The 20,278-nt window shown below is 48.4% G+C and carries 19 protein-coding genes; 14 read left to right on the forward strand and 5 right to left on the reverse strand.

The features are described 5' to 3' along the window. Positions 1 to 130: 130 nt before the first annotated feature. From MHM93_RS14870 to MHM93_RS14890, 5 genes are all read right to left on the reverse strand, one after another. A complete protein-coding gene (locus tag MHM93_RS14870) occupies positions 131 to 1,438 on the reverse strand; it encodes an amidohydrolase (protein ID WP_239449625.1) in 1,308 nt (435 codons plus the stop codon). A 135-nt stretch (positions 1,439 to 1,573) separates the two neighbouring features. Next, complete coding sequence (locus MHM93_RS14875; protein WP_239449626.1) at positions 1,574 to 3,214, reverse strand: chitinase; 1,641 nt, start codon at positions 3,212 to 3,214, stop codon at positions 1,574 to 1,576. Positions 3,215 to 3,416: 202 nt separating this feature from the next. Next, a complete protein-coding gene (locus MHM93_RS14880; RefSeq protein ID WP_239449627.1) occupies positions 3,417 to 3,890 on the reverse strand; it encodes an FKBP-type peptidyl-prolyl cis-trans isomerase in 474 nt (157 codons plus the stop codon). Beyond that, positions 3,883 to 6,291, reverse strand: coding sequence for an ATP-binding protein (locus MHM93_RS14885; protein WP_235419935.1), 2,409 nt, complete (start codon positions 6,289 to 6,291; stop codon positions 3,883 to 3,885). The genes MHM93_RS14880 and MHM93_RS14885 overlap by 8 nt, the downstream gene beginning before the upstream one ends. 61 nt (positions 6,292 to 6,352) lie before the next feature. Further along, positions 6,353 to 6,811 (reverse strand): hypothetical protein, encoded by a 459-nt coding sequence (locus tag MHM93_RS14890; protein ID WP_022946374.1) that lies wholly within the window; start codon positions 6,809 to 6,811, stop codon positions 6,353 to 6,355. Positions 6,812 to 6,978: 167 nt separating this feature from the next. Here MHM93_RS14890 and leuS point away from each other — a divergent pair, with 167 nt between their 5' ends. From leuS to MHM93_RS14960, 14 genes are all read left to right on the forward strand, one after another. Then, a complete protein-coding gene (gene leuS / locus MHM93_RS14895) occupies positions 6,979 to 9,561 on the forward strand; it encodes a leucine--tRNA ligase (RefSeq protein WP_239449628.1) in 2,583 nt (860 codons plus the stop codon). Position 9,562: 1 nt separating this feature from the next. Further along, complete coding sequence (gene lptE, locus MHM93_RS14900) at positions 9,563 to 10,057, forward strand: LPS assembly lipoprotein LptE (RefSeq protein ID WP_239449669.1); 495 nt, start codon at positions 9,563 to 9,565, stop codon at positions 10,055 to 10,057. After that, positions 10,057 to 11,091, forward strand: a complete 1,035-nt coding sequence (gene holA, locus MHM93_RS14905) for a DNA polymerase III subunit delta (protein WP_239449629.1) — start codon at positions 10,057 to 10,059, stop codon at positions 11,089 to 11,091. Before lptE ends, holA begins: the two co-directional genes overlap by 1 nt. Positions 11,092 to 11,093: 2 nt before the next feature. Further along, a complete protein-coding gene (gene nadD / locus MHM93_RS14910) occupies positions 11,094 to 11,735 on the forward strand; it encodes a nicotinate-nucleotide adenylyltransferase (protein ID WP_239449630.1) in 642 nt (213 codons plus the stop codon). A 55-nt stretch (positions 11,736 to 11,790) separates the two neighbouring features. Continuing rightward, a complete protein-coding gene (gene rsfS / locus MHM93_RS14915; RefSeq protein WP_022946379.1) occupies positions 11,791 to 12,108 on the forward strand; it encodes a ribosome silencing factor in 318 nt (105 codons plus the stop codon). Between the two features lie 2 nt (positions 12,109 to 12,110). Further along, positions 12,111 to 12,581: a 23S rRNA (pseudouridine(1915)-N(3))-methyltransferase RlmH gene (rlmH, locus tag MHM93_RS14920; RefSeq protein WP_022946380.1), complete on the forward strand. Its 471-nt coding sequence runs from the start codon at positions 12,111 to 12,113 to the stop codon at positions 12,579 to 12,581. Between the two features lie 8 nt (positions 12,582 to 12,589). After that, positions 12,590 to 14,473: a penicillin-binding protein 2 gene (gene mrdA, locus MHM93_RS14925; protein ID WP_239449631.1), complete on the forward strand. Its 1,884-nt coding sequence runs from the start codon at positions 12,590 to 12,592 to the stop codon at positions 14,471 to 14,473. After that, entirely contained in the window at positions 14,470 to 15,573 is a 1,104-nt protein-coding gene (gene rodA, locus MHM93_RS14930; protein ID WP_022946382.1) for a rod shape-determining protein RodA, read from the forward strand. The genes mrdA and rodA overlap by 4 nt, the downstream gene beginning before the upstream one ends. Further along, positions 15,573 to 16,340, forward strand: a complete 768-nt coding sequence (locus MHM93_RS14935) for a septal ring lytic transglycosylase RlpA family protein (RefSeq protein ID WP_239449632.1) — start codon at positions 15,573 to 15,575, stop codon at positions 16,338 to 16,340. Before rodA ends, MHM93_RS14935 begins: the two co-directional genes overlap by 1 nt. Before the next feature lie 47 nt (positions 16,341 to 16,387). Further along, positions 16,388 to 17,548: a serine hydrolase gene (locus MHM93_RS14940; RefSeq protein WP_239449633.1), complete on the forward strand. Its 1,161-nt coding sequence runs from the start codon at positions 16,388 to 16,390 to the stop codon at positions 17,546 to 17,548. Positions 17,549 to 17,705: 157 nt separating this feature from the next. After that, on the forward strand, positions 17,706 to 17,984 hold the full coding sequence (ybeD, locus tag MHM93_RS14945; RefSeq protein WP_022946385.1) for a DUF493 family protein YbeD: 279 nt from the start codon (positions 17,706 to 17,708) through the stop codon (positions 17,982 to 17,984). Positions 17,985 to 17,996: 12 nt separating this feature from the next. Continuing rightward, entirely contained in the window at positions 17,997 to 18,650 is a 654-nt protein-coding gene (lipB, locus tag MHM93_RS14950; protein ID WP_026111315.1) for a lipoyl(octanoyl) transferase LipB, read from the forward strand. After that, positions 18,647 to 19,615 (forward strand): lipoyl synthase, encoded by a 969-nt coding sequence (gene lipA, locus MHM93_RS14955; protein WP_022946387.1) that lies wholly within the window; start codon positions 18,647 to 18,649, stop codon positions 19,613 to 19,615. Before lipB ends, lipA begins: the two co-directional genes overlap by 4 nt. A gap of 107 nt (positions 19,616 to 19,722) precedes the next feature. Continuing rightward, positions 19,723 to 20,274 (forward strand): LuxR C-terminal-related transcriptional regulator, encoded by a 552-nt coding sequence (locus MHM93_RS14960; RefSeq protein ID WP_239449634.1) that lies wholly within the window; start codon positions 19,723 to 19,725, stop codon positions 20,272 to 20,274. Positions 20,275 to 20,278 lie beyond the last annotated feature (4 nt).

Raw genomic sequence — 20,278 nt, forward strand, 5'->3', positions numbered from 1 at the left:
AGCGAGGGAATAATCTCGTTGAGTTCGTTTGCTATTTGATTTCATTACACTCTCCAAATTAAGTTTGAAAAGTGTCAACGCTATTTAGGACGGGTCAGAAGAGTTAAAAAAAGCGCCTAACGGCGCTTTTTTATTGCTTGTCGAGGTAATCAAACACCAAATTGGTCATCGCTTTGACCCCTAATGGCAACGCTTTCTCGTCGATGTAAAAGTGCGGCGAGTGGTTGCTTGGCGCCGTTTTGGCATCCTGATCCTTTGGCGTCACTCCCAAAAAGAAGAACAGTCCAGGGGTTTCCAGGGCATAGTAGGAGAAGTCTTCAGCGCCGGTGATCAAATCTGTAGTGATGACATTGTCGCTGCCTGCGGCCTGTTGCAGCGTGGGGGTCATCATGTTTGTTAACTGCGGATCATTCACGGTGACCGGGTAACCATGGTCGATATGGATATCAGCCTTTGCCCCGGCTGCCTGGGCGGTTAACTCCACAGTTTTTTGCAAGCGCTGCTTGATGTCGGCGCGCATTTGCTGATCAAAGGTGCGAATAGTGCCCACCATCTCCACCTCATCAGGGATAATATTACTGCGTACCCCACCATTGATGGCACCAAAAGAAATCACCGAAGGCGCTTTGGTGACATCGACTTGGCGCGAAGCAATGGTTTGTGTAGCCATAATGATTTGGCTAGAAGCGACAATGGGATCGACTCCATTCCAAGGTCGTGAACCATGAGTCTGACGACCTTTGACCTTGATGTTAAATGAGTCCTCACTGGCCATCAACGGCCCTGAGCGAAAACCAATTTGCCCGGTATTAAGTGATGAGGTGACATGCAAACCAAACACCGCCTCAGGCTTTTGTGCAAATAAGCCTTCTTTAAGCATCAGTTCGGCACCGCCCTGCTCTCCCTCAGGAGCGCCTTCTTCCGCTGGTTGGAACACAAACAGTATTTCCCCAGCTAATTCAGACTTTAACGCCACCAAGGACTCAGCCACAGCCATAAGGATAGCGACATGGGCATCGTGACCACAGGCATGCATCACCCCCACTTTTTGGCCACGGTAAGTGGCACTCTGCTGCGAGGCAAAAGGCAAGTCTACTTGCTCGGTCACAGGCAGTGCGTCCATATCCGCACGCAAGGCAATCAAGGGTCCCGGTTTATCACCCTTGAGCCTGGCTACCACCCCGGTATGAGCCACGCCGGTTTCCACCTCAAGGCCCAAGCTTTGTAAGTGTTCGGCCACGTACTGCGCGGTCTTAAACTCACGGTTACTCAATTCCGGATATTGGTGAATATGACGTCGCCAAGTGATCACCTTATCGGCAACCTTTTCATTGGCTTGTTGAATTTGTTGGTCTAAATCAGCGGCCGCAACGCTTGATGTGACACTAAACATGCCTGCCAGCAATAACGCTTGACCTAAAACCGAAAGCTTTGTCATGGATTGTTCCCCTGTTGAATAATGGTCGGTGCTTACACCTCGATATTAACGCTAATGTAACACTTAGGTGAAAAACAGTGGGTTGCGACCAACGACATAAAAAAGCCTGCGCGAAGGCAGGCTTTACTCATGAGCTTAGTTATTGGCGCGCTGCCAAGGCCCGCCATTGATGGGGTCGTCACCTTGTGTCCACCATTTAGCCTGATACAGGACACCATTTTTGCTGGCTTGGTCACCCCCCACGTAGATAGTCGCCGCATCCCAGGTGATCGCCCCGTCACCGGGTGCAGGGTCTACCGGATCGCTTGGCGGTGTCGGCTCGCTTTGGCCGCCACTGTCAATAAGTTGCCATGGCCCACCATTAAGAGGGTCATCACCTTGAGTCCACCACTTGGCCTCATAGATTTGCCCACCTTGGCTCACTTGCTCACCTTGTACATAGACCATTGCTGCATCCCACGCTGCAACGCCATCCACAGGAGGCTCTGTGGGCGGCTCACTAGGCAAGGTGTCGCTGACGCGCACTTGCGGCCAGCCGGCATGAGACTGATAGAAGTTAGTAACACATTTTTCATAGTCACCGGGGACCAAGGCCGAATAAGCCGTTTGATAACCTACTAGCTTACATTCGAAGGAATAGCCACCGGGGCGGTCGGCATAATAGCCCCAATCACCTTCCCAATTGGTGTATAACACATCTGTCGCGCCCTCAAGATTAAGACTGCCATAAGGGGTTTGTTGCCAACAGGTGTCTTCTTCGTCACTTTCTATAACGATATTGTAGTGATGAGCGAGGCCCTGCCAATAACGAATACGATTGACTGGTTGGCCCTTATATTTATTTTGCTCGCCGCACTCTATACCACCATTGATAACATTAATGGTGGTGCCAAAGCCATAACCAATCCCGGCATTACGCTCACGCTGCGACGGCACCCAAGTACGGTCAATCACGTGTAACATGGCCGGTTTCGGGGCTTGCGGAGTGAGGAAAAACCAAATTGCTGAAGCCAAGTTTAACCACGAGTCCGCCACTAACGCCGGGTTATTTAGCAATACGGTGGCGTCACCATCGAACATGACTTCTGAGAATGCCCCGTAGTTAAAATGATAAGAGAGCTGTTTTGCGCCGCGACCAAAGTAACCCTGACCTGGAGCGCATGGCCAACGGCGGTTTTGCCAATCATTTTGACCGCAGCCTGTGGTGTAGCCCTCTTCGCCCTCGGACCATCCCATTTCTCGCACATGCACCAACGCTTGCTGCCACTCCTCTAACCCCAAAGGGTTATCAGAGACGTTGTCTTTACTGATATGACCGCCAGTTTCTTGGGCAAAGTGAGCAAAGGCTGTGACTATTGAGCGTTTGCAAATGGCATCGCCATCGCGACCATCGCTATAGTCGCCACAAAACGCGGGAAATTTGCCTATTGCTCTTAAAAATCGCGTGTAGGTGTACTCTGGTGCCGCCATTTGCGTAAGAAAGTCCCACTGCTGCTGTGGAAATACCCGCTGTGCGCGCTGCACGTTTTCGGGGTTAGTGGCGCTCCCTGGGACAATAGCTTCAACCACGGCATTGTCGCGAGTACGCAGTGCCTGCGCCCACACTTGATACATAGGATCGGCTGTTTTTGCCGCTGCCATGGCTTCAACATCGGCTTTGGCGACGACATAGCCCTCGGGGTTCTGTGGATCGGGTTGTACATTAATGGCGTGGGCCGCTGTGGAGACGGCTGCGCTGATCCCCAGCACGGTGAATAGTTGTGTTGTTGTAGACATATTTGACTCATTTTTTCGTTGTAAGACCGACCAGCTGCTCATGCACTGATCACTGAGCCCTCCCACCGTTTATTGTTGCCACAAAGACAGCGTTGTCAAATATATTTTTACATTGTATTTTCAATTTTACTTATATAGGGGACATTAAATTGACGGGGCACACGCTAAGTCAGCTACGCTGACCTAGCGTATTTACAACAGTTTAGTTAACAGCAATAAGCTCAACGTCGAAGATTAACAAGCTTGCTGGGGCGATATTCCCCACCCGGCGGTTACCATAGGCTAGTTTGGCTGGAATATACAGCGTGGCCCGCTCTCCAGCATGCATGGCAAGCAACCCTTGCTGCCAGCCACTGATCACTTGGTTTAATTTGAAGGTCAGGGGTTGGCCTCGCTTCTGGGAGTTATCGAATTCACTGCCATCAAGCAATGTGCCCCGATAGTGCACCGTTACTTTCGACTTAGCGCTTGGCTGCTCACCAGCCTGATTGCGAGTATGCCACAGCATTTGCACCCCACAATCAAGCTCCACAACTCCTTCTTTGTGTTTGTTCTCGGCCAGAAATAGCGCCTCGGCATCGCCATTTTCTGCTGCTGCCGCTTGATTGCGCCGATGGCCGCGAAAGGTCAGTACCAACAACACGACAATGGCGAGAATTAATAACGCATTAATCATCCTTTTCTTCCTCACCAGCAACAATGTCAGCTATAGCCCGCAAGCGTTTCATGGCTAAGTCGTGCAAGCTTCCTTCGGGATATTGGCCCTGATGAAATTGCCCGCATTGCTTACCAGTCAGCAAACTGAGGGCTTCATCGACACTCGAAACTGGATAAATATGGAACTTTCCCTGCTCAACGGCACTTATCACCTCTTGGTTGAGCACCAGGTTCAAACAATTTGACTTGGGAATAATGACCCCTTGCTGAGTGTCTAAACCGCGCATTTGGCAAAGTTTGAAGAACCCTTCAATCTTTTCGTTAACACCGCCAATGGCTTGCACTTCACCGCGTTGGTTGATTGAACCAGTCAGTGCAATGCCTTGCTTTATGGGCACTTGGGTAATACTTGAGACCAAAGCACATAACTCAGCCAGCGAGGCACTGTCACCATCGATATAGCCATAGCTTTGCTCAATTGCGATGTTGGCACTGAGAGTCAGGCTGAAATCCTGCGCGTATTTATTCCCTAAGTAGCCGGTTAGCAACATGACACCTTTTGAGTGAATAGACTTACCCAATTCGGCTTCGCGCTCAATATCAATCACCCCATCACTGCCTGCATAAACCGAAGCGCTCATACGCGCCGGAGTGCCAAATGAGGTATCACCTACGTGCAACACGGTAAGGCCATTAACAATGCCGACTGCCTCACCTTGTGTATCAATGAGAATGTGTCCTTCACGAATATCACTCAGCATGTTTTCGCTCATTTGCCCAGTGCGATACTCTTTCCCAGCAATTGCTTCTTCTACGTGGGCAGCTAGGATCTGTTCACTGCTGTCTTGACGAGCATAAAAGCTTGCTTCAGCCACTAACTCAAGTACATCGGCAAAACGTGCTGACAACTTTTGTTGATGCTCAGCCTGGCGGTGGCTAAAACGCAACAGCAGTGCCATCGCCTCATTATTAGGTTCAATTTTCAGCTTTTCTCGACAATACTCAATCACTTTAGTGATAAATTGATATTGGTATTTATCTGAGCCTGGAAGGTAGTAATCAAAATCAGCCAGAACGCGAAAATGCTCAGCAAACTCTTCGTCATATTCATTGAGGGTGTAATACAAATCCCGAGAACCCAGTAAAATCACTTTTACATCCAGCGGGATCAGTTGCGGTCGTAAGGTGAAGCTGCTACCTACCGAGCTGTCTTGGTAAGGTAAATCATTTTTTATCTGATGTGTTTTTAATGATAGTTTTAAGCCATCCCACACTTGCGCGTTGGTCATCACTTTTTCCGCATCCATAATCAGATAACCACCATTGGCACGGTGCAGTGCGCCAGGCTGAATGCTGCGATAACTGGTTACCAACGACCCTTGCGATGTTGAATATTCTATTTTGCCAAACAGATTACCAAAGGTCGGATTAGGCTCATAAATAACTGGCGCGGGATCGTCTTCTTTAAAAGACACCAATAAATTGGGAGCAAAGAATTCGGTAAGCATCTCATCACGATCATACTCATCTTTGTTATCTTCACTGCCTTGCTCTTCATCAAGCCACTCGAGTACCGTATCAACCAACTCTGAGCGTAAATCTTTTAAGTAACGCAACACCCCAACATGGGTGGCATACTTGTGCTCAAGCTCACGTAAAAGCGGTTTGATTGCCGCTTCGGCGGTGCTTTTCTTCAGCTTGCGCAGTGCCTCGCTAGACTCGCGCTTCCACTTTGGCAGCTCAATAAGGGCATCAATTAATGCGTCTTCAAGCTCTGCGATAGCGTCAAGAAAGCGCTCTTGCGTGGGCTCATCAAGGGCACTGAACTGCTCATCGCTGAGGCGCTGATTGTTGACGATTGGCACAAAACCTACGTTATTTTCATCCTCGATCAACTCGACACTGCGGGCATTGGCCAAGTCTTCCACCGCAGCCAACGCATCTTCGTACTTATCTTCAAATTCACGATCTATGGACTTTTTCTTGCGTTGGAACCCAGGGTTATCAAACGCAGCCGGAAAGGTATCGAGAATCTCATCCAGCAACGCATCAATATCGTCGACTAGGACTTGTCCTTCGCCCGGATTCATTAACAAGGCGATAGGCTCGCGGTGATCATCGTAATTATTAACATAGAGCCACTCACGCGGCGTTTCGCGCTCTTTGGCATGTTGTTGCAGTTTATGCTGCACTAACGTAAAGCGCCCTAACGCTGGCTCTCCCATCACATAAGCATTGTACCCAGGAAGCTGCATACCCAGGGCAAATTCCAAAGCACTGTCGGCACGCTGCTGGCCGATAAAAGGTAAGTCCTCGGGGTAGGGATGCGCTAAACAAGTGCGCACATGATTTGCTGAAATTTGTGGGGCCAACGCATTGGCACTAAGAGGAGTAACACCGTTATTGCTTTTATCTTTCATTCGACACATCTTGTAGTGGGCCCTAATAGAGGGCCCCAATTATTATCCGCTGAGCACTGCGTTATGGCTGCAGTGCCTGACGGCTGAAGTGAATTCCTTCGCATTGACTGCAAGGCTGAATCTCACTGGCGTGGTAAATATCCACCTGATGATGGCAATTTTGGCACACTAAGGTGCCCATGGCTATCCATTCTCCAGCGTGATAAACGCCTTTATGCTTAAAGTCTTGGCTAAGCGCTTGCCACTCCAATTGTGACTTATCTTCGATATGTGATAATTCGAACCACAGCGACTCTTTAAGTTCTTGCCATGCTAGCTCGTTGTAGTGTTTCTCGTGTTCAATGAGGTGGTCGATGTCGCGCTGTAAATATTGTTTATATTGCTCGTACTTGTCTTTACTCAGCTCCTGCAAAGCCTGCTTCGACTCCATAAAGGAGGACACCATGTCTTTCACTTCATGCTCTTTCACATCTTTGAGCCAATCACTAAACTGACCCAACCATTGACGATAATCTGCCATGTTCGCTCCTTTTGAATTTAACAGCCTCTCTCTTTGTAACTATAGCCCGCTTGCCGACAATTCAATAACAGCGATAAAAAAGCCTGTGCCTTGCTGTGATTAGATATCGATTTGGGGTATGCTATCGGCAAATTTGTCATCATTTTGCAAGAAGTCTGGAATAGTAGATGCAAGAGCAATATAACCCGCAGGAAATAGAAGCTAAGGCCCAGTCATACTGGGAAGAAAACAAGGTTTTCCAAGTTCGTGAAGACGACTCAAAAGAGAAGTTTTACTGTCTGTCCATGTTCCCCTACCCGAGTGGTCGACTGCACATGGGTCACGTGCGTAACTACACCATTGGTGACGTTGTTTCTCGCTTCCAGCGCTTGCAAGGTAAAAATGTTATGCAACCCATGGGTTGGGACGCCTTTGGCTTGCCGGCAGAGAATGCCGCAATTAAAAACAACACCGCCCCTGCCAAATGGACCTATCAAAATATTGATTACATGCGTAACCAGCTCAAACTATTAGGCTTTGGTTACGACTGGGACCGTGAGATTGCCACCTGTCACCCAGATTACTACAAGTGGGAACAATGGTTCTTCACCAAGCTGTACGAAAAAGGCCTAGTGTACAAAAAAATGTCCACTGTTAACTGGGATCCTGTCGATCAGACTGTTTTAGCAAACGAGCAGGTGATTGATGGTCGTGGTTGGCGCTCTGGTGCTGTGGTTGAGCAAAAAGAAATTCCGCAGTGGTTTATTAAAATCACCGACTACGCACAAGAATTATTAGATGATTTAGACAAGCTTGAGCACTGGCCTGAGCAAGTTAAAACCATGCAGCGCAACTGGATTGGCCGCTCTGAAGGCGTCGACATTACCTTCAAACGCGCCGATAACCAAGGCGAATTCAGCGTCTACACGACACGCCCCGATACCTTCATGGGTGTTACCTATGTGGCTGTTGCCGCAGGCCACCCTATTGCTCAAGAAGCTGCGAAGACCAATGCCGATGTTGCGGCGTTTGTTGAACAGTGTAAAAACACTAAAGTAGCCGAAGCCGACGTTGCCACCATGGACAAAAAAGGCATCGCCACGGGTCTGAACGCAGTTCACCCGCTAACCGGTAAAGAAGTGCCGATTTGGATAGCTAACTTTGTGTTGATGGACTACGGCTCAGGTGCGGTTATGGCAGTACCAGGGCACGATCAACGTGATTTTGAGTTTGCGTCAGCATACGGTCTAGAGATCAAGCAGGTTATTGCTGCCAATGAAGGTGACGAGTGTGATTTATCCAAAGCCGCTTACACAGAAAAAGGCACGCTCATCAATTCTGGTGAATTCGATGGTCTGGATTTTGATGCCGCCTTTAATGCCATTGCCGATAAGTTAGCTGAACTTGGCGTGGGTGAGCGCAAGGTTAATTTCCGCCTGCGCGATTGGGGCGTTAGCCGCCAACGCTATTGGGGTTCACCTATCCCAATGTTGAATAAAGAAGATGGCAGCGAACTGGCAGCGCCAGAAGATATGCTACCGGTGCGCCTACCAGAAGATGTGGTGATGGACGGCGTGACTTCCCCCATTAAATCAGACCCTGAATGGGCCAAGGCAAGCGTCAACGGTGAAACCGTGTTCCACGAGACCGATACCTTCGATACCTTTATGGAATCATCTTGGTACTACGCTCGGTATTGCAGCCCGCGTTACAACGAAGGCATGCTTGAGCCAGGCGCAGCTAACTATTGGCTGCCAGTCAACCAGTATATTGGCGGTATTGAACACGCAATTTTGCACCTGCTTTATGCGCGTTTCTTCCACAAATTATTACGTGATTTTGGCTTGGTCGACTCTGATGAGCCATTTGAGCGCCTACTTTGCCAAGGCATGGTACTGGCCGACACCTACTTCCGCAAAGACGAAAAAGGCGGTGATATTTGGTTCTCACCCAGTGATGTCGAAGTAGAAACTGATGACAAAGGCCGTATCATTAAAGCTTGGCACAAGGATGATGGTCAACCGGTTGAAAGCGCCGGCATGAGCAAGATGTCTAAGTCCAAGAACAATGGCATTGACCCACAAACGGTAATCGACCAATACGGGGCCGATACCGTGCGTTTGTTTATGATGTTTACAGCGCCACCAGAGCAAACACTGGAATGGTCTGACTCCGGTGTTGAAGGCGCGCATCGCTTTATCAAACGGGTGTACAAGTATGCCTATGATGTGAAGCAAGCGGGCTTTGTTGAGCTAGATGTTGCCAGCTTGACGAAAGCGCAAAAAGAACTGCGTCGCGAGTTGCACAAAGCCATCGCTAAAATCACTGATGATTTAGCCCGCCGCCAAACCTTCAATACCGCCATTGCAGCGGTAATGGAACTATCGAACAAGCTGATCAAGGCACCATTAGCTGATGACGGTGACAAAGCCGTAGCCAATGAAGCGTTAGAAGCAATGCTGATTATGCTGGCACCGATTACCCCACACCTATCACATCAGTTGTGGCAAGACCTCGCTAAGCCTGGCGATATCCTTGACGCACAATGGCCTGTTGCCGATCAATCAGCCATGGTTGAAAGTGAGAAACTGGTGGTAGTTCAAGTTAATGGTAAAGTCCGCGCCAAGCTGACTCTAGCGGCCGATGCAGATCAACAGGCCGTTGAGCAAGCAGCCTTTGCAGATGCCAACGTACAGAAGTTCACCGATGGACTCACCGTGCGTAAAGTCATCTACATCAAAGGCAAAGTGCTTAATGTGGTGGCGAACTAAGATGTTCGCTGCCAGTGCACTACGCCGTAGCCTAGTGATCAGCTGCTTAGTATTATTACTAAGCAGCTGTGGTTTTCACCTTAAAAAGGCCTCGGATCTACCGCAAGATCTCATGACTTTGGAAGTCAATGCCAGCGATCCTAATTCAGCTCTGTATGAGCAACTATTGAGTGAACTTGCACGCAGTAATGTGCAGGTCAATAAAGGGTTGCGCGCTAACTCTCCGATGTTACGACTCACCTCCGACCGCCTAGATAGACGAACACTGTCGCTGTTTAAAAACGGTCAGGTCGCAGAATACGAGCTTATTTACTCGGTGTCTTACACGCTTAAGCGAGCAGGTGAAGACCCTATCGAGCAATATTTTGAGCTTTATCGCAATTACCAAGACGATCCAGACAATGCCTTAGCTAAAGCCAATGAAATGACGATTTTGTTGGAGGAGCTACGTAAACAGGCGAGTCGCCGCATTGTTAGGGAGTTAGCACAGCTCTAATGCGCATCTACGCGAATCAACTGGCACAGCAACTATCCCGTGGGCTGGCACCTTTTTACATGGTGTTTGGCGATGAACCCTTTCAAGTTGATGAGTGTATCCGCCATATTCGCCAAAATGCGCGCCAACAAGGCTTTGATGAGGTCATTAAACTCACCGCCGGGGCGCAATTTGACTGGCAAGAGTTAGACGGCCACTACCACAGCCTGTCGCTATTTAGCTCTCGCACCTTGATAGAATTAGACTTAAACGGCCAAAAGCCAGGGAAAACCGGCGCCGAGCACCTAAAGCAATGTGCACAAGGCGTGAATCCTGATTGCATTATTGTGATCCGTGGCATGAAAGCATCGCAAGATGTCCAGCGTTCAGCCTGGTTTAAAGCGCTTGATAAAGAAGGCATCTTTGTCCCCTGCTACCCGCTAACCGGCAATCACTTACGGCGTTGGCTTGATAACCACTGTCAACGTCTAGGTCTTAATCTTGAAGGGGATGCTAAACAGGTGCTGCTCGATACCACAGAGGGTAACCTCTTGGCCTGTCACCAAGAGCTAGAAAAGCTGGCTTTGCTGTACGCAAATAAAGCCATTGATGGGCGCACCCTCACAGGCATGTTATTGAATCAAAATAAGTTTGATATTTTTGATTTGGCTAATGCGGTACTTGGTGGCGAAGGTGACAAAGCGATGCAGGTGTTAGCACGACTGCAAAATGATAACACCGAGCCCACCGCCATCGCTTGGGCTCTTGGTAAGGAAGCGCAGCAACTACTCACACTCGCAGAATTACGCCATCAAGGACAGGATTTTAATAGCGCGTGTAAAAAACTGGGGATTTGGAAGAATCAGCAACCTTTGTATCAAAGAGCCTTGCAGCGCTTAGATATGGCACGTATAGAGCAACTTTGTGATTTACTCAGTGATTTTGATAGCCAGTTTAAAAGCGGCAAGTTATCTTCGCCCTACCCCATGCTTGCACACATCAGTATGAGCTTCTGTCGCACCTTACCATTTCCTGCGCCTATCTTTTCGGAGTAAATATGCTTCTGTTCGGCGGTACTTTTGATCCGGTTCATATCGGCCATCTTAATATGGCTAATCAGTGCTTAAACCACTTCAATAGTGAGCAACTATTTTTTATGCCCAACCGCGTCCCTGCTCACAAGCAGGCGAGCAACATCAGTAATGCTGACAAACTGGCTATGTTACGCTTAGCCATCGCCTCCGAGCCGCGCTTTAAAATCGATGAGCGCGAGCTGCATCGGGAAGGTCCATCCTACTCACTACTGAGCCTACAAGAGTTACGTGAAGAGCTGGATAGTGCCGGTAATCACCAAGAGCCAATACTCTTTTTGATGGGCTTGGACTCATTCAACAGCTTTGATTCGTGGTATCAATGGCAGCAAATTACATCTTTGTGTCATTTAGTGGTCTATCAGCGTCCACAAGAGCGCCTTGATTTATCCGCCGCACTCACGCAATACTTATCACAGCATCAGTGTCAGCAAGGGGCGGCGCTCAATAACCAACGCAGCGGGCTTGTTTACTTTTTACCCGGTCCGCAGCTGGCGGTTTCATCCTCCGAGGTGCGCGCCAAATTGCAACGTCAGCAGCCTTGTGAGGAACTGCTTACGCCGTCCGTGTACCAATATATCCGCGATAAGCGCCTGTATATAGGTTGATAATAGTGGTAAAATACGCCGCTTAGAAAGCTTTAACTAACTTAGAGAGTGCATTTTGCAAACCAACAATCTTCTTGATTTTGCATTAGATAAAATTGACGATATGAAAGCGCGTGACGTCATTACCTTAGACGTTCGCGACACATCGAACATTACTGATTTCATGGTTGTCTGTTCGGGTAATTCCAAACGCCAAGTTCAATCCATTGCCCAACACCTTGCCAAAGAGGCCAAGGAACATGACTTAGATGTGATAGGCATGGAAGGGCAAGATATCGGTGAATGGGTATTGGTGGACTTAGGTGACGTGGTCGTGCATGTAATGCAAGATGAAACTCGTGACTTTTACCAACTCGAGAAGCTCTGGGGTTAACGGTGAAAATCCAACTGGTCGCCGTGGGGACCAAAATGCCATCTTGGGTAGAGACAGGGTTTAGCGAGTATCAACGCCGGTTTCCCAAGGACATGGCTCTAGAGCTGATTGAAATACCCGCTGGTAAACGTGGCAAAAATGCCGACATCAAACGTATTTTACAGCAAGAAGGTGAGCGCACCTTAGCGGCCATTCCAAAGGGAAATCGTATTGTTACCTTAGAAGTGACAGGCAAAGCGATGGACACGCACCAGCTTGCCAAGGCCATGGAAAAGTGGCAACTCGATGGTCGTGATGTCAGTTTGCTTATCGGAGGCCCAGAGGGGCTAGCCCCTGAATGCATTGCCCGCAGCGAGCAAAAGTGGTCGTTATCGAATTTAACCTTGCCTCACCCGCTGGTTCGCATTATCGTAGCGGAAAGCCTATATCGAGGCTGGAGCTTAAATAACAATCACCCCTATCACCGAGAATAGCCGTTTTTATGCTGCGTAAACGCACTCCTATCCGCGATCATTCCGCCGAGGCCAATTTGTTTGCGCGCCGTTCTTTTACGGCTTTTATTTTTGTTCTTATTCTGGTCGCCATTTTAATTTCGAATCTCTACAACCTACAGGTGGTGGCGCACAAGACCTATCAAACCCGTTCCAACGATAACCGAATTAAAGTATTGCCTGTGGCCCCTAACCGAGGCTTAATTTACGATAGGAACGGCACTTTGCTGGCCGAGAACAAGCCGGTTTATAACCTTGAGGTGATCCCCGAACAGGTGGATGACCTAACACAATCGCTGGACGATATTAGCGCGTTACTCAATATTAGCGAGCAGCAGCGTGCAGAGTTTCTCGACGATATCCGCCACAATCGCCGGTTCCAGAGTCAGGTGCTAAAAAGCCGTTTGAATGACAAAGAAGTAGCGCTATTTTCTGTAAACCAACATAAATTCCCAGGGTTCAGTGTCGAGGCTCGCTTAGCCCGGTACTACCCCTTCGGAGATACCCTCACTCATGCTCTTGGATATGTTGCCAAACTGAATAAAAAAGAGCTAACCAACCTGGAAGCGCAAGGCTTGGCCACCAATTATCGCGCCACCCGGGATTTCGGTAAGCTCGGGCTTGAGAAGTTTTATGAGTCGCAGTTACATGGTCAGGTAGGCTCGCAATCGGTGGAGATTAATAACCGAGGCCGAGTATTACGTCGCGTTGAGGAAACGCCTCCGGTGCCCGGTAAAGATTTAATGCTGACCCTCGATATTGGGCTGCAGCAAATCGCGCAAATGACATTAAAAGATAAACGTGGTGCGATTGTCGCATTAGATGCAAAAACGGGAGGCATCTTAGCGCTGTACTCTAACCCCAGCTATGACCCTAACTTATTCGTGCACGGTATTAGCTCAGCAAATTACAAAGCCCTGCTTAACCCTGATAGACCGCTTATAAACCGTGCTACCCAAGGCCGCTATGCCCCGGCATCAACGATCAAACCACATATGGCGATTTTTGGCTTAGAGCAGGGGTTAGTGACCGAAGAAACAAAAATGTGGGACCCTGGCTTTTTCCAAATTCCCAACGTTGAACACAAATGGCGTGACTGGAAGCGCTGGGGTCATGGCCATGTCGACGTTTATAAAGCCATAGAAGAGTCATGCGATACTTATTTTTACGACATCGCATACCGTGCTGGCATAACCAAAATTAGTAATTTTATGGCGCAGTTTGGTTTTGGCGATTTATCCGGTATTGATATCCACGAGGAAACGACGGCTATTTTGCCTTCCAAGGAGTGGAAAGAAGACCGTTTTCGCGAGTCTTGGTGGCGTGGCGATACGATTTCTGTAGGAATCGGCCAAGGGTACTGGACAGCAACCCCGATTCAAATTGCTAACGCCGTCAACATCATGGCCAATCGCGGCGTACACAATCCGCCCCACCTAGTTCATCAATTACGCCGTGATAGCGATATTACCACCGTTAATGACGACGAAAAGCCACCGGTAAAATTACAAAAACCAAAGCATTGGCAAATTGCCTTAGATGCCATGCATAATACCGTGAAAAAAGTCACAGGTACGGCACATAAGGCATTCAAAGGGACTAATTATGATCCAGCCGGTAAAACGGGCACCGCACAGGTGGTGAGTATTGCCCAAGGCGAGCGTTACGACGCTGATAAGCTCAAAGAGCGCCATCGTGATAACGCCATTTATGTTGGTTTTGCTCCTTTTGACGATCCGCAAATCGTTGTCACAGTCATTGTTGAAAACAGTGGCGGTGGCAGCTCGGTAGCCGCCCCAATCGCCCGCGAGGTAATGGACTACTATTTCCTTGCGAATCCCATTGCCAGCGAAGTACAGGATGAATCGCAATGACGCCATTACATCAGCACAACTCTTTATGGCAACGCGTGCATATCGACCTGCCGCTGTTTTTAGCCTTGCTCGCCATGATGTTCGCAAGCTTGTGCATCGTCTACAGTGCTAGCGGCCAAGATTGGAATATGATGATGCGTCACGGCACCCGGATGGGTGGCGCTCTAGTGGCTATGTTAGTGTTTGCACAGGTCTCTCCACCTACGTTAAAGCGTGTTGTTGTGCCTTTGTATCTGATGGGCACCTTGATGCTCATCGCGGTGTTGTTTGTCGGTGTCAGTTCCAAGGGTGCGCAGCGCTGGCTCGACATTGGTATTCGTTTTCAGCCTTCAGAGATTATGAAGCTTGCGGTGCCCATGGGCGTTGCTTGGTATATTGGCCGCAATCATCTGCCGCCTCGCTTAGGGCATTTGTTTATCGGGCTGGTTATCGTCATGGTGCCCACTTTGCTGATTAAAGAACAACCAGACTTGGGGACATCTATTCTGATCGCCAGCTCGGGGATTTTTGTGTTGTTTCTGGCCGGTGTAAGCTGGAAGCTGATTGGCTCTTTGGCTGTGCTCGTTGGCGCCGGCGCTCCCTTATTTTGGCACTATGGTATGCACGCCTATCAAAAGCAGCGTGTCCTTACTTTCTTAAACCCGGAAAGCGACCCCCTCGGTGCGGGCTACCATATTATTCAGTCAAAAATCGCCATTGGCTCGGGCGGCATAGAAGGCAAGGGCTGGTTGCAAGGCACCCAATCACAGTTGGAGTTTTTACCCGAGCGTCATACCGACTTTATCTTCTCAGTACTGAGTGAAGAGTTTGGCCTAATTGGCGTGTTAATCCTCTTAGGAGTGTATTTATTCATTATCGCTCGCGGCCTCTATATCGCCGTGAATGCCCAAGAAGCCTTTGGTAAGTTACTCGCAGGGGCTTTAACCCTAACTTTCTTCGTTTATGTGTTTGTCAACATCGGTATGGTGTCTGGATTATTACCTGTCGTAGGCGTCCCCTTGCCACTGATCAGTTATGGCGGCACCTCAATGGTGACTCTGATGGCGGGTTTTGGCATTATTATGAGTATCGCCACAGAAAAACGGATGTTAAATAAATAATGGCAGTTCGTGCGCTTTTTCTTACTCTTATAACACTTTTAATAAGTGCCTGTAGTACGCCATCGGGGCGCTATCATATGCGCCATGATGCCGCTCCTTTACGCCAGCCTACCACGCTGGAGCTGCAAGACGCGGTGATCACCGATGAACCCAAAAGTGCCGCTGCAAATCGTCCTTATGAAGTTCGTGGGCGCCATTACGTGCCTATTTTTGACGAACGAGGGTTTACACAGCAAGGTATTGCTTCATGGTATGGCCGCAAGTTTCATGGCTATCACACCTCCAATGGCGAGACCTACAACATGTTCGCCATGACCGCAGCCCATAAAACCCTGCCCTTGCCCAGCTTCGTTCGAGTGACCAACCTCGATAACGGCAAAAGCGTGATCGTTCGCGTCAATGATCGCGGCCCCTTTCATGACGACCGGATTATTGATTTATCATACTCAGCAGCCTACAAACTGGGCTATCACCGCCAAGGTACAGCGCGGGTTAAGCTCGAAGCAGTTACCCTTGCCGACGCAAAACCTCGTACTAAGTATATTCAAGTCGCTGCGGGCTCAAAACTCGCTAATATTGAAGCTTTGGCTTATCAATTGGAGCAGCGGTATCACGTACCAACGAATATTAAAAAGCAAAATGATGGAATTTTTCGCTTACGCTTAGGTCCAATAACTGATGAAAATCAGGCACAGTCGCTATTGAAGCAATTAAAAAGTGGCCAATTCGCCCAAGCTTTCTTGCTTTATGATGACCATGCCCTTTAAGATATTAACCAATTCGCATTTTCACCTAAAATATATTTAAAAGCATAATGAAATCAATTAAACACTCTCTTCTCAAAGGCCTAGGCGGATTACTGTGTGCAAGCTCAGTGTTTGTCGCTCAAGCGCAGATCATTCCGGCTCCACCTGAAGTTAACGCTAAGGGCCACTTTCTTGTCGATTTCACAACGGGCAAGGTGATCGCCGAAGGCGAAGCCGACACTAAATTGGCACCCGCTAGCCTTACGAAAATGATGACGAGCTACGTCATCGGTACAGAAATTAATGCCGGTAACATCTCTCCTTCAGATATGGTGACCGTCAGTGAAAATGCATGGGCGAAAAATTTCCCAGAGTCATCAAAAATGTTTATCGAAGTCGGTAAGCAAGTAAGCGTTGAAGATTTAAATCGCGGTATCATCATTCAATCGGGTAACGATGCGTGTGTAGCGATGGCCGAACATATTGCGGGAAGTGAATCGGCATTTGCCGATCTCATGAATGCCCACGCGCAGAAGCTTGGCATGGATAACAGCCACTTTATCAACAGCCATGGTTTAGACACCAACGAGCATTTCACTACCCCTCGGGATATGGCGACCTTGGGCGCTGCACTTATCCGTGATGTGCCAGACGAATACGCACTGTATAAAGAAAAAGACTTTACCTACAACGGTATCAAACAATTTAACCGCAACAGTTTGCTGTGGGATCAAGGCCTCGACGTAGACGGCATTAAAACTGGTCACACTAGCGAAGCCGGATATAGCCTTGTGTCTTCTGCCACTAAGGGTGATATGCGTTTAATAGCCGTGGTCATGGGTGCCAGCTCTGAGCGTGCACGTAAAGTGGAAAGCAAAAAACTGCTTAACTACGGCTTTCGTTTTTTCGAAACCATCACACCGTATAAAGCTGGCGACAAATTTGCCGACCAACGCATCTGGATGGGCGACAAAGAAACTGTGGCGTTAGGCATTTTAGAAGACACCCCTATCACTATCCCTCGTGGCCAACAGAAGAACCTAGAAGCGAACTTTGAGCTCGATACGACACTTGAAGCGCCACTAGAGAAAGGCACCAAAGTAGGCACTTTGTACTTACAACTTGACGGTGAAGATGTGGCTCACTACCCACTGGTAACACTGGAAAGTATTGAAGAAGGTGGCTTTTTCAGCAAGATCTACGACTATTTGCGCTTACAAATCATGTAATCGCCGCTGATTTGTTACAGCGGATCACGCATTACCGAGCGCCCCACTTGTTGGGGCGTTTTTTTTACCTTAAAAAATGCTAGAATACGCACTATTAAGAGCTTTGCTCCGTATACTTTAAACACACCGTCGTCTGTAGTTAAGAGGGTTTATTGTCGTGGTCAAACCGGTCAAAAATACCAAATTTGATGAATATCTAGAGTTTCCTTGTCCTTTCACATTTAAGGTGATGGGTCTTGCTAACGTGAGCCTGACGGAACAGGTATTAACGGTTATGCAAGAGCACGCCCCTGGCGACTATGCACCAAAAACGAAACCGAGCAGTAAAGGTAATTATGAGTCAGTGACTTTAGTTGCCACGGTGACATCAAAAGAGCATATCGAAGTGATCTATACTGAATTAGGTAGCATTGATGATGTACGCTACGTTCTGTAAGCCTTTTAAGGACTGACATTGAGCACCTTAATAGTACGCCAATTGGGCTCTCGCCCATACATGCCTATTTGGCAGGCAATGCAAACCTTCACAGACACCCGTGACGAGGCCAGTGCCGATGAAATTTGGCTGGTAGAACATGAACCTGTATTTACGCAAGGCCAAGCAGGCAAAGACGAGCACTTGCTAATGCCCGGTGACATTCCAGTGGTCAAAGTAGACCGTGGCGGACAAGTCACTTATCACGGCCCAGGACAGCAAATGCTGTACGTACTTTTCAACTTACGTCGATTGAAAATCGGTGTACGCGACCTGGTTACCTGGCTAGAAGACAGTATCATCGACAGTCTTGGTGAATATGGAATCGACGCTTACGCCAAAAAAGATGCACCTGGGGTCTATGTTAATGACGCCAAGATTGCCTCCTTAGGTTTGCGCGTGCGTCGAGGCTGCTCCTTCCATGGTTTGGCTTTGAACGTCAATATGGATTTGGAGCCTTTCTTGCGCATTAACCCGTGCGGCTATGCGGGTATGCAAATGGTGCAATGTAAAGATTTAAATGGGCCTCAGTCCACAGAGCAAGCCGGTCAAGGGCTTGTCGAGCAATTAATTAAACGACTCAACCCCGAACACGTTGAGTATCAACAAGGGTTAGCGAAAGAATGACGAAATCATCAGTAAGAATGCAACCGGGTGTAAAATTACGTGACGCTGAGAAAATGGCGCTTATCCCGGTCAAAGTCCTACCGACTGAAAAAGACGAAATGCTACGTAAGCCAGAGTGGCTGAAAATACGCTTACCTAAATCTAACGAGCGCATTGATGGCATTAAACAGGCAATGCGTAAGCACGGCTTGCACTCCGTGTGTGAAGAGGCGAGCTGCCCTAACCTTTCTGAATGCTTTAATCACGGCACCGCCACATTCATGATCTTAGGAGCCATTTGTACGCGTCGTTGTCCGTTTTGCGATGTCGCTCATGGTCGTCCACTGAAACCTGATGCTCAAGAGCCAGAAAAGCTGGCACTGACTATCAAGGACATGAAGCTCAACTACGTGGTGATCACCTCGGTAGACCGCGACGATTTACGTGACGGAGGGGCCCAACATTTCGCCGATTGTATTCGCGAAATTCGTAAGCACAACCCGGGCATTACTATTGAGATTCTAGTGCCAGATTTCCGTGGTCGCATGGACCGAGCATTAGCGATCCTCAGCGAGACACCACCAGATGTCTTTAACCACAATTTAGAGACAGCCCCACGCCTTTATAAATTGGCTCGTCCAGGCGCAGACTACAAATGGTCTTTAGAGCTATTAAAGCGCTTTAAAGAAGCACACCCTGAGGTGCGCACCAAGTCAGGCCTAATGGTAGGGTTAGGTGAAGAAATGAGCGAGATCGAAGAAGTGCTGCGCGACTTACGTGAGCACAATGTCGATATGCTCACAGTAGGCCAGTATTTACAGCCTTCGAAACACCACTTGCCGGTAAAACGTTACGTGCCACCAGCGGAATTTGACGCTTTAAAAGCGTACGCAGATGACATCGGCTTTACCCAAGCAGCCTGTGGTCCCTTTGTACGCTCTAGCTATCATGCTGACCAACAAGCAGCAGGTAAAGAAGTCAAATAAGCGATTACGACGCGTCATGCCATGGTGGCGCGTCCCTTCTTTATTCACATCCCTAATACAAATGTGCTAGTATCCGTTGCAAGTCGTTAAGATAAGGATAGAGATAAATGACTTCAGCGCACGTCAAGGACACGACCACCCAACTAATCAGCAGTTACCCGCAATTCAATACTCTATTACTTGATTATCAGGTAATCAGTGATTTAGTTGACCCAACCTCCGTCACCCGCTTTATGCATCAAAACAAGTTAAAGCACTTAGTCATAGCCAATGTGCCCAGCGATATGAACTTCGGCCACCTTAAACGTTGGCCTAATCTGCGCGGTGCTTTTATCGCCCCAAGTACTGATGAACAAGTGATGCAAGGCCTGCAAGCCATTGCTGAAGGAAAACTGTGGTTTCCACGTAAAGTAACGGATCACTGGATGCGCCATTACTTAGCCACAGAAGAGCACCAGCAAAGCCAAAAGTCTTTATTAACCGAAAAAGAAATGACGGTACTTAAGTTACTGGCCTCTGGAATGCCGCTTATTAGCATTGCCGAGCGATTATTCATCAGCGATGCGACCGTGCGTGTTCACCTACATAAGATTTATCAAAAAATCGGTGTAAAAAACAAACAGCAAGCCATGCTTTGGTCGCAGCAGCATCTGACCTGAACAA

It is taken from the genome of Pseudoalteromonas sp. MM17-2, from assembly GCF_022347945.1.
Classification (GTDB): Bacteria; Pseudomonadota; Gammaproteobacteria; order Enterobacterales; family Alteromonadaceae; genus Pseudoalteromonas; species Pseudoalteromonas ruthenica.

Bases quoted from the DNA above. Each gene is read 5' to 3' on its own strand.
- MHM93_RS14870 (WP_239449625.1), bottom strand. From the start codon at position 1,438: ATGACAAAGCTTTCGGTTTTAGGTCAAGCGTTATTGCTGGCAGGCATG.
- MHM93_RS14875 (WP_239449626.1), bottom strand. From the start codon at position 3,214: ATGTCTACAACAACACAACTATTCACCGTGCTGGGGATCAGCGCAGCC.
- MHM93_RS14880 (WP_239449627.1), bottom strand. From the start codon at position 3,890: ATGATTAATGCGTTATTAATTCTCGCCATTGTCGTGTTGTTGGTACTG.
- MHM93_RS14885 (WP_235419935.1), bottom strand. From the start codon at position 6,291: ATGAAAGATAAAAGCAATAACGGTGTTACTCCTCTTAGTGCCAATGCG.
- MHM93_RS14890 (WP_022946374.1), bottom strand. From the start codon at position 6,811: ATGGCAGATTATCGTCAATGGTTGGGTCAGTTTAGTGATTGGCTCAAA.
- leuS (WP_239449628.1), top strand. From the start codon at position 6,979: ATGCAAGAGCAATATAACCCGCAGGAAATAGAAGCTAAGGCCCAGTCA.
- lptE (WP_239449669.1), top strand. From the start codon at position 9,563: ATGTTCGCTGCCAGTGCACTACGCCGTAGCCTAGTGATCAGCTGCTTA.
- holA (WP_239449629.1), top strand. From the start codon at position 10,057: ATGCGCATCTACGCGAATCAACTGGCACAGCAACTATCCCGTGGGCTG.
- nadD (WP_239449630.1), top strand. From the start codon at position 11,094: ATGCTTCTGTTCGGCGGTACTTTTGATCCGGTTCATATCGGCCATCTT.
- mrdA (WP_239449631.1), top strand. From the start codon at position 12,590: ATGCTGCGTAAACGCACTCCTATCCGCGATCATTCCGCCGAGGCCAAT.
- rodA (WP_022946382.1), top strand. From the start codon at position 14,470: ATGACGCCATTACATCAGCACAACTCTTTATGGCAACGCGTGCATATC.
- MHM93_RS14935 (WP_239449632.1), top strand. From the start codon at position 15,573: ATGGCAGTTCGTGCGCTTTTTCTTACTCTTATAACACTTTTAATAAGT.
- MHM93_RS14940 (WP_239449633.1), top strand. From the start codon at position 16,388: ATGAAATCAATTAAACACTCTCTTCTCAAAGGCCTAGGCGGATTACTG.
- lipA (WP_022946387.1), top strand. From the start codon at position 18,647: ATGACGAAATCATCAGTAAGAATGCAACCGGGTGTAAAATTACGTGAC.
- MHM93_RS14960 (WP_239449634.1), top strand. From the start codon at position 19,723: ATGACTTCAGCGCACGTCAAGGACACGACCACCCAACTAATCAGCAGT.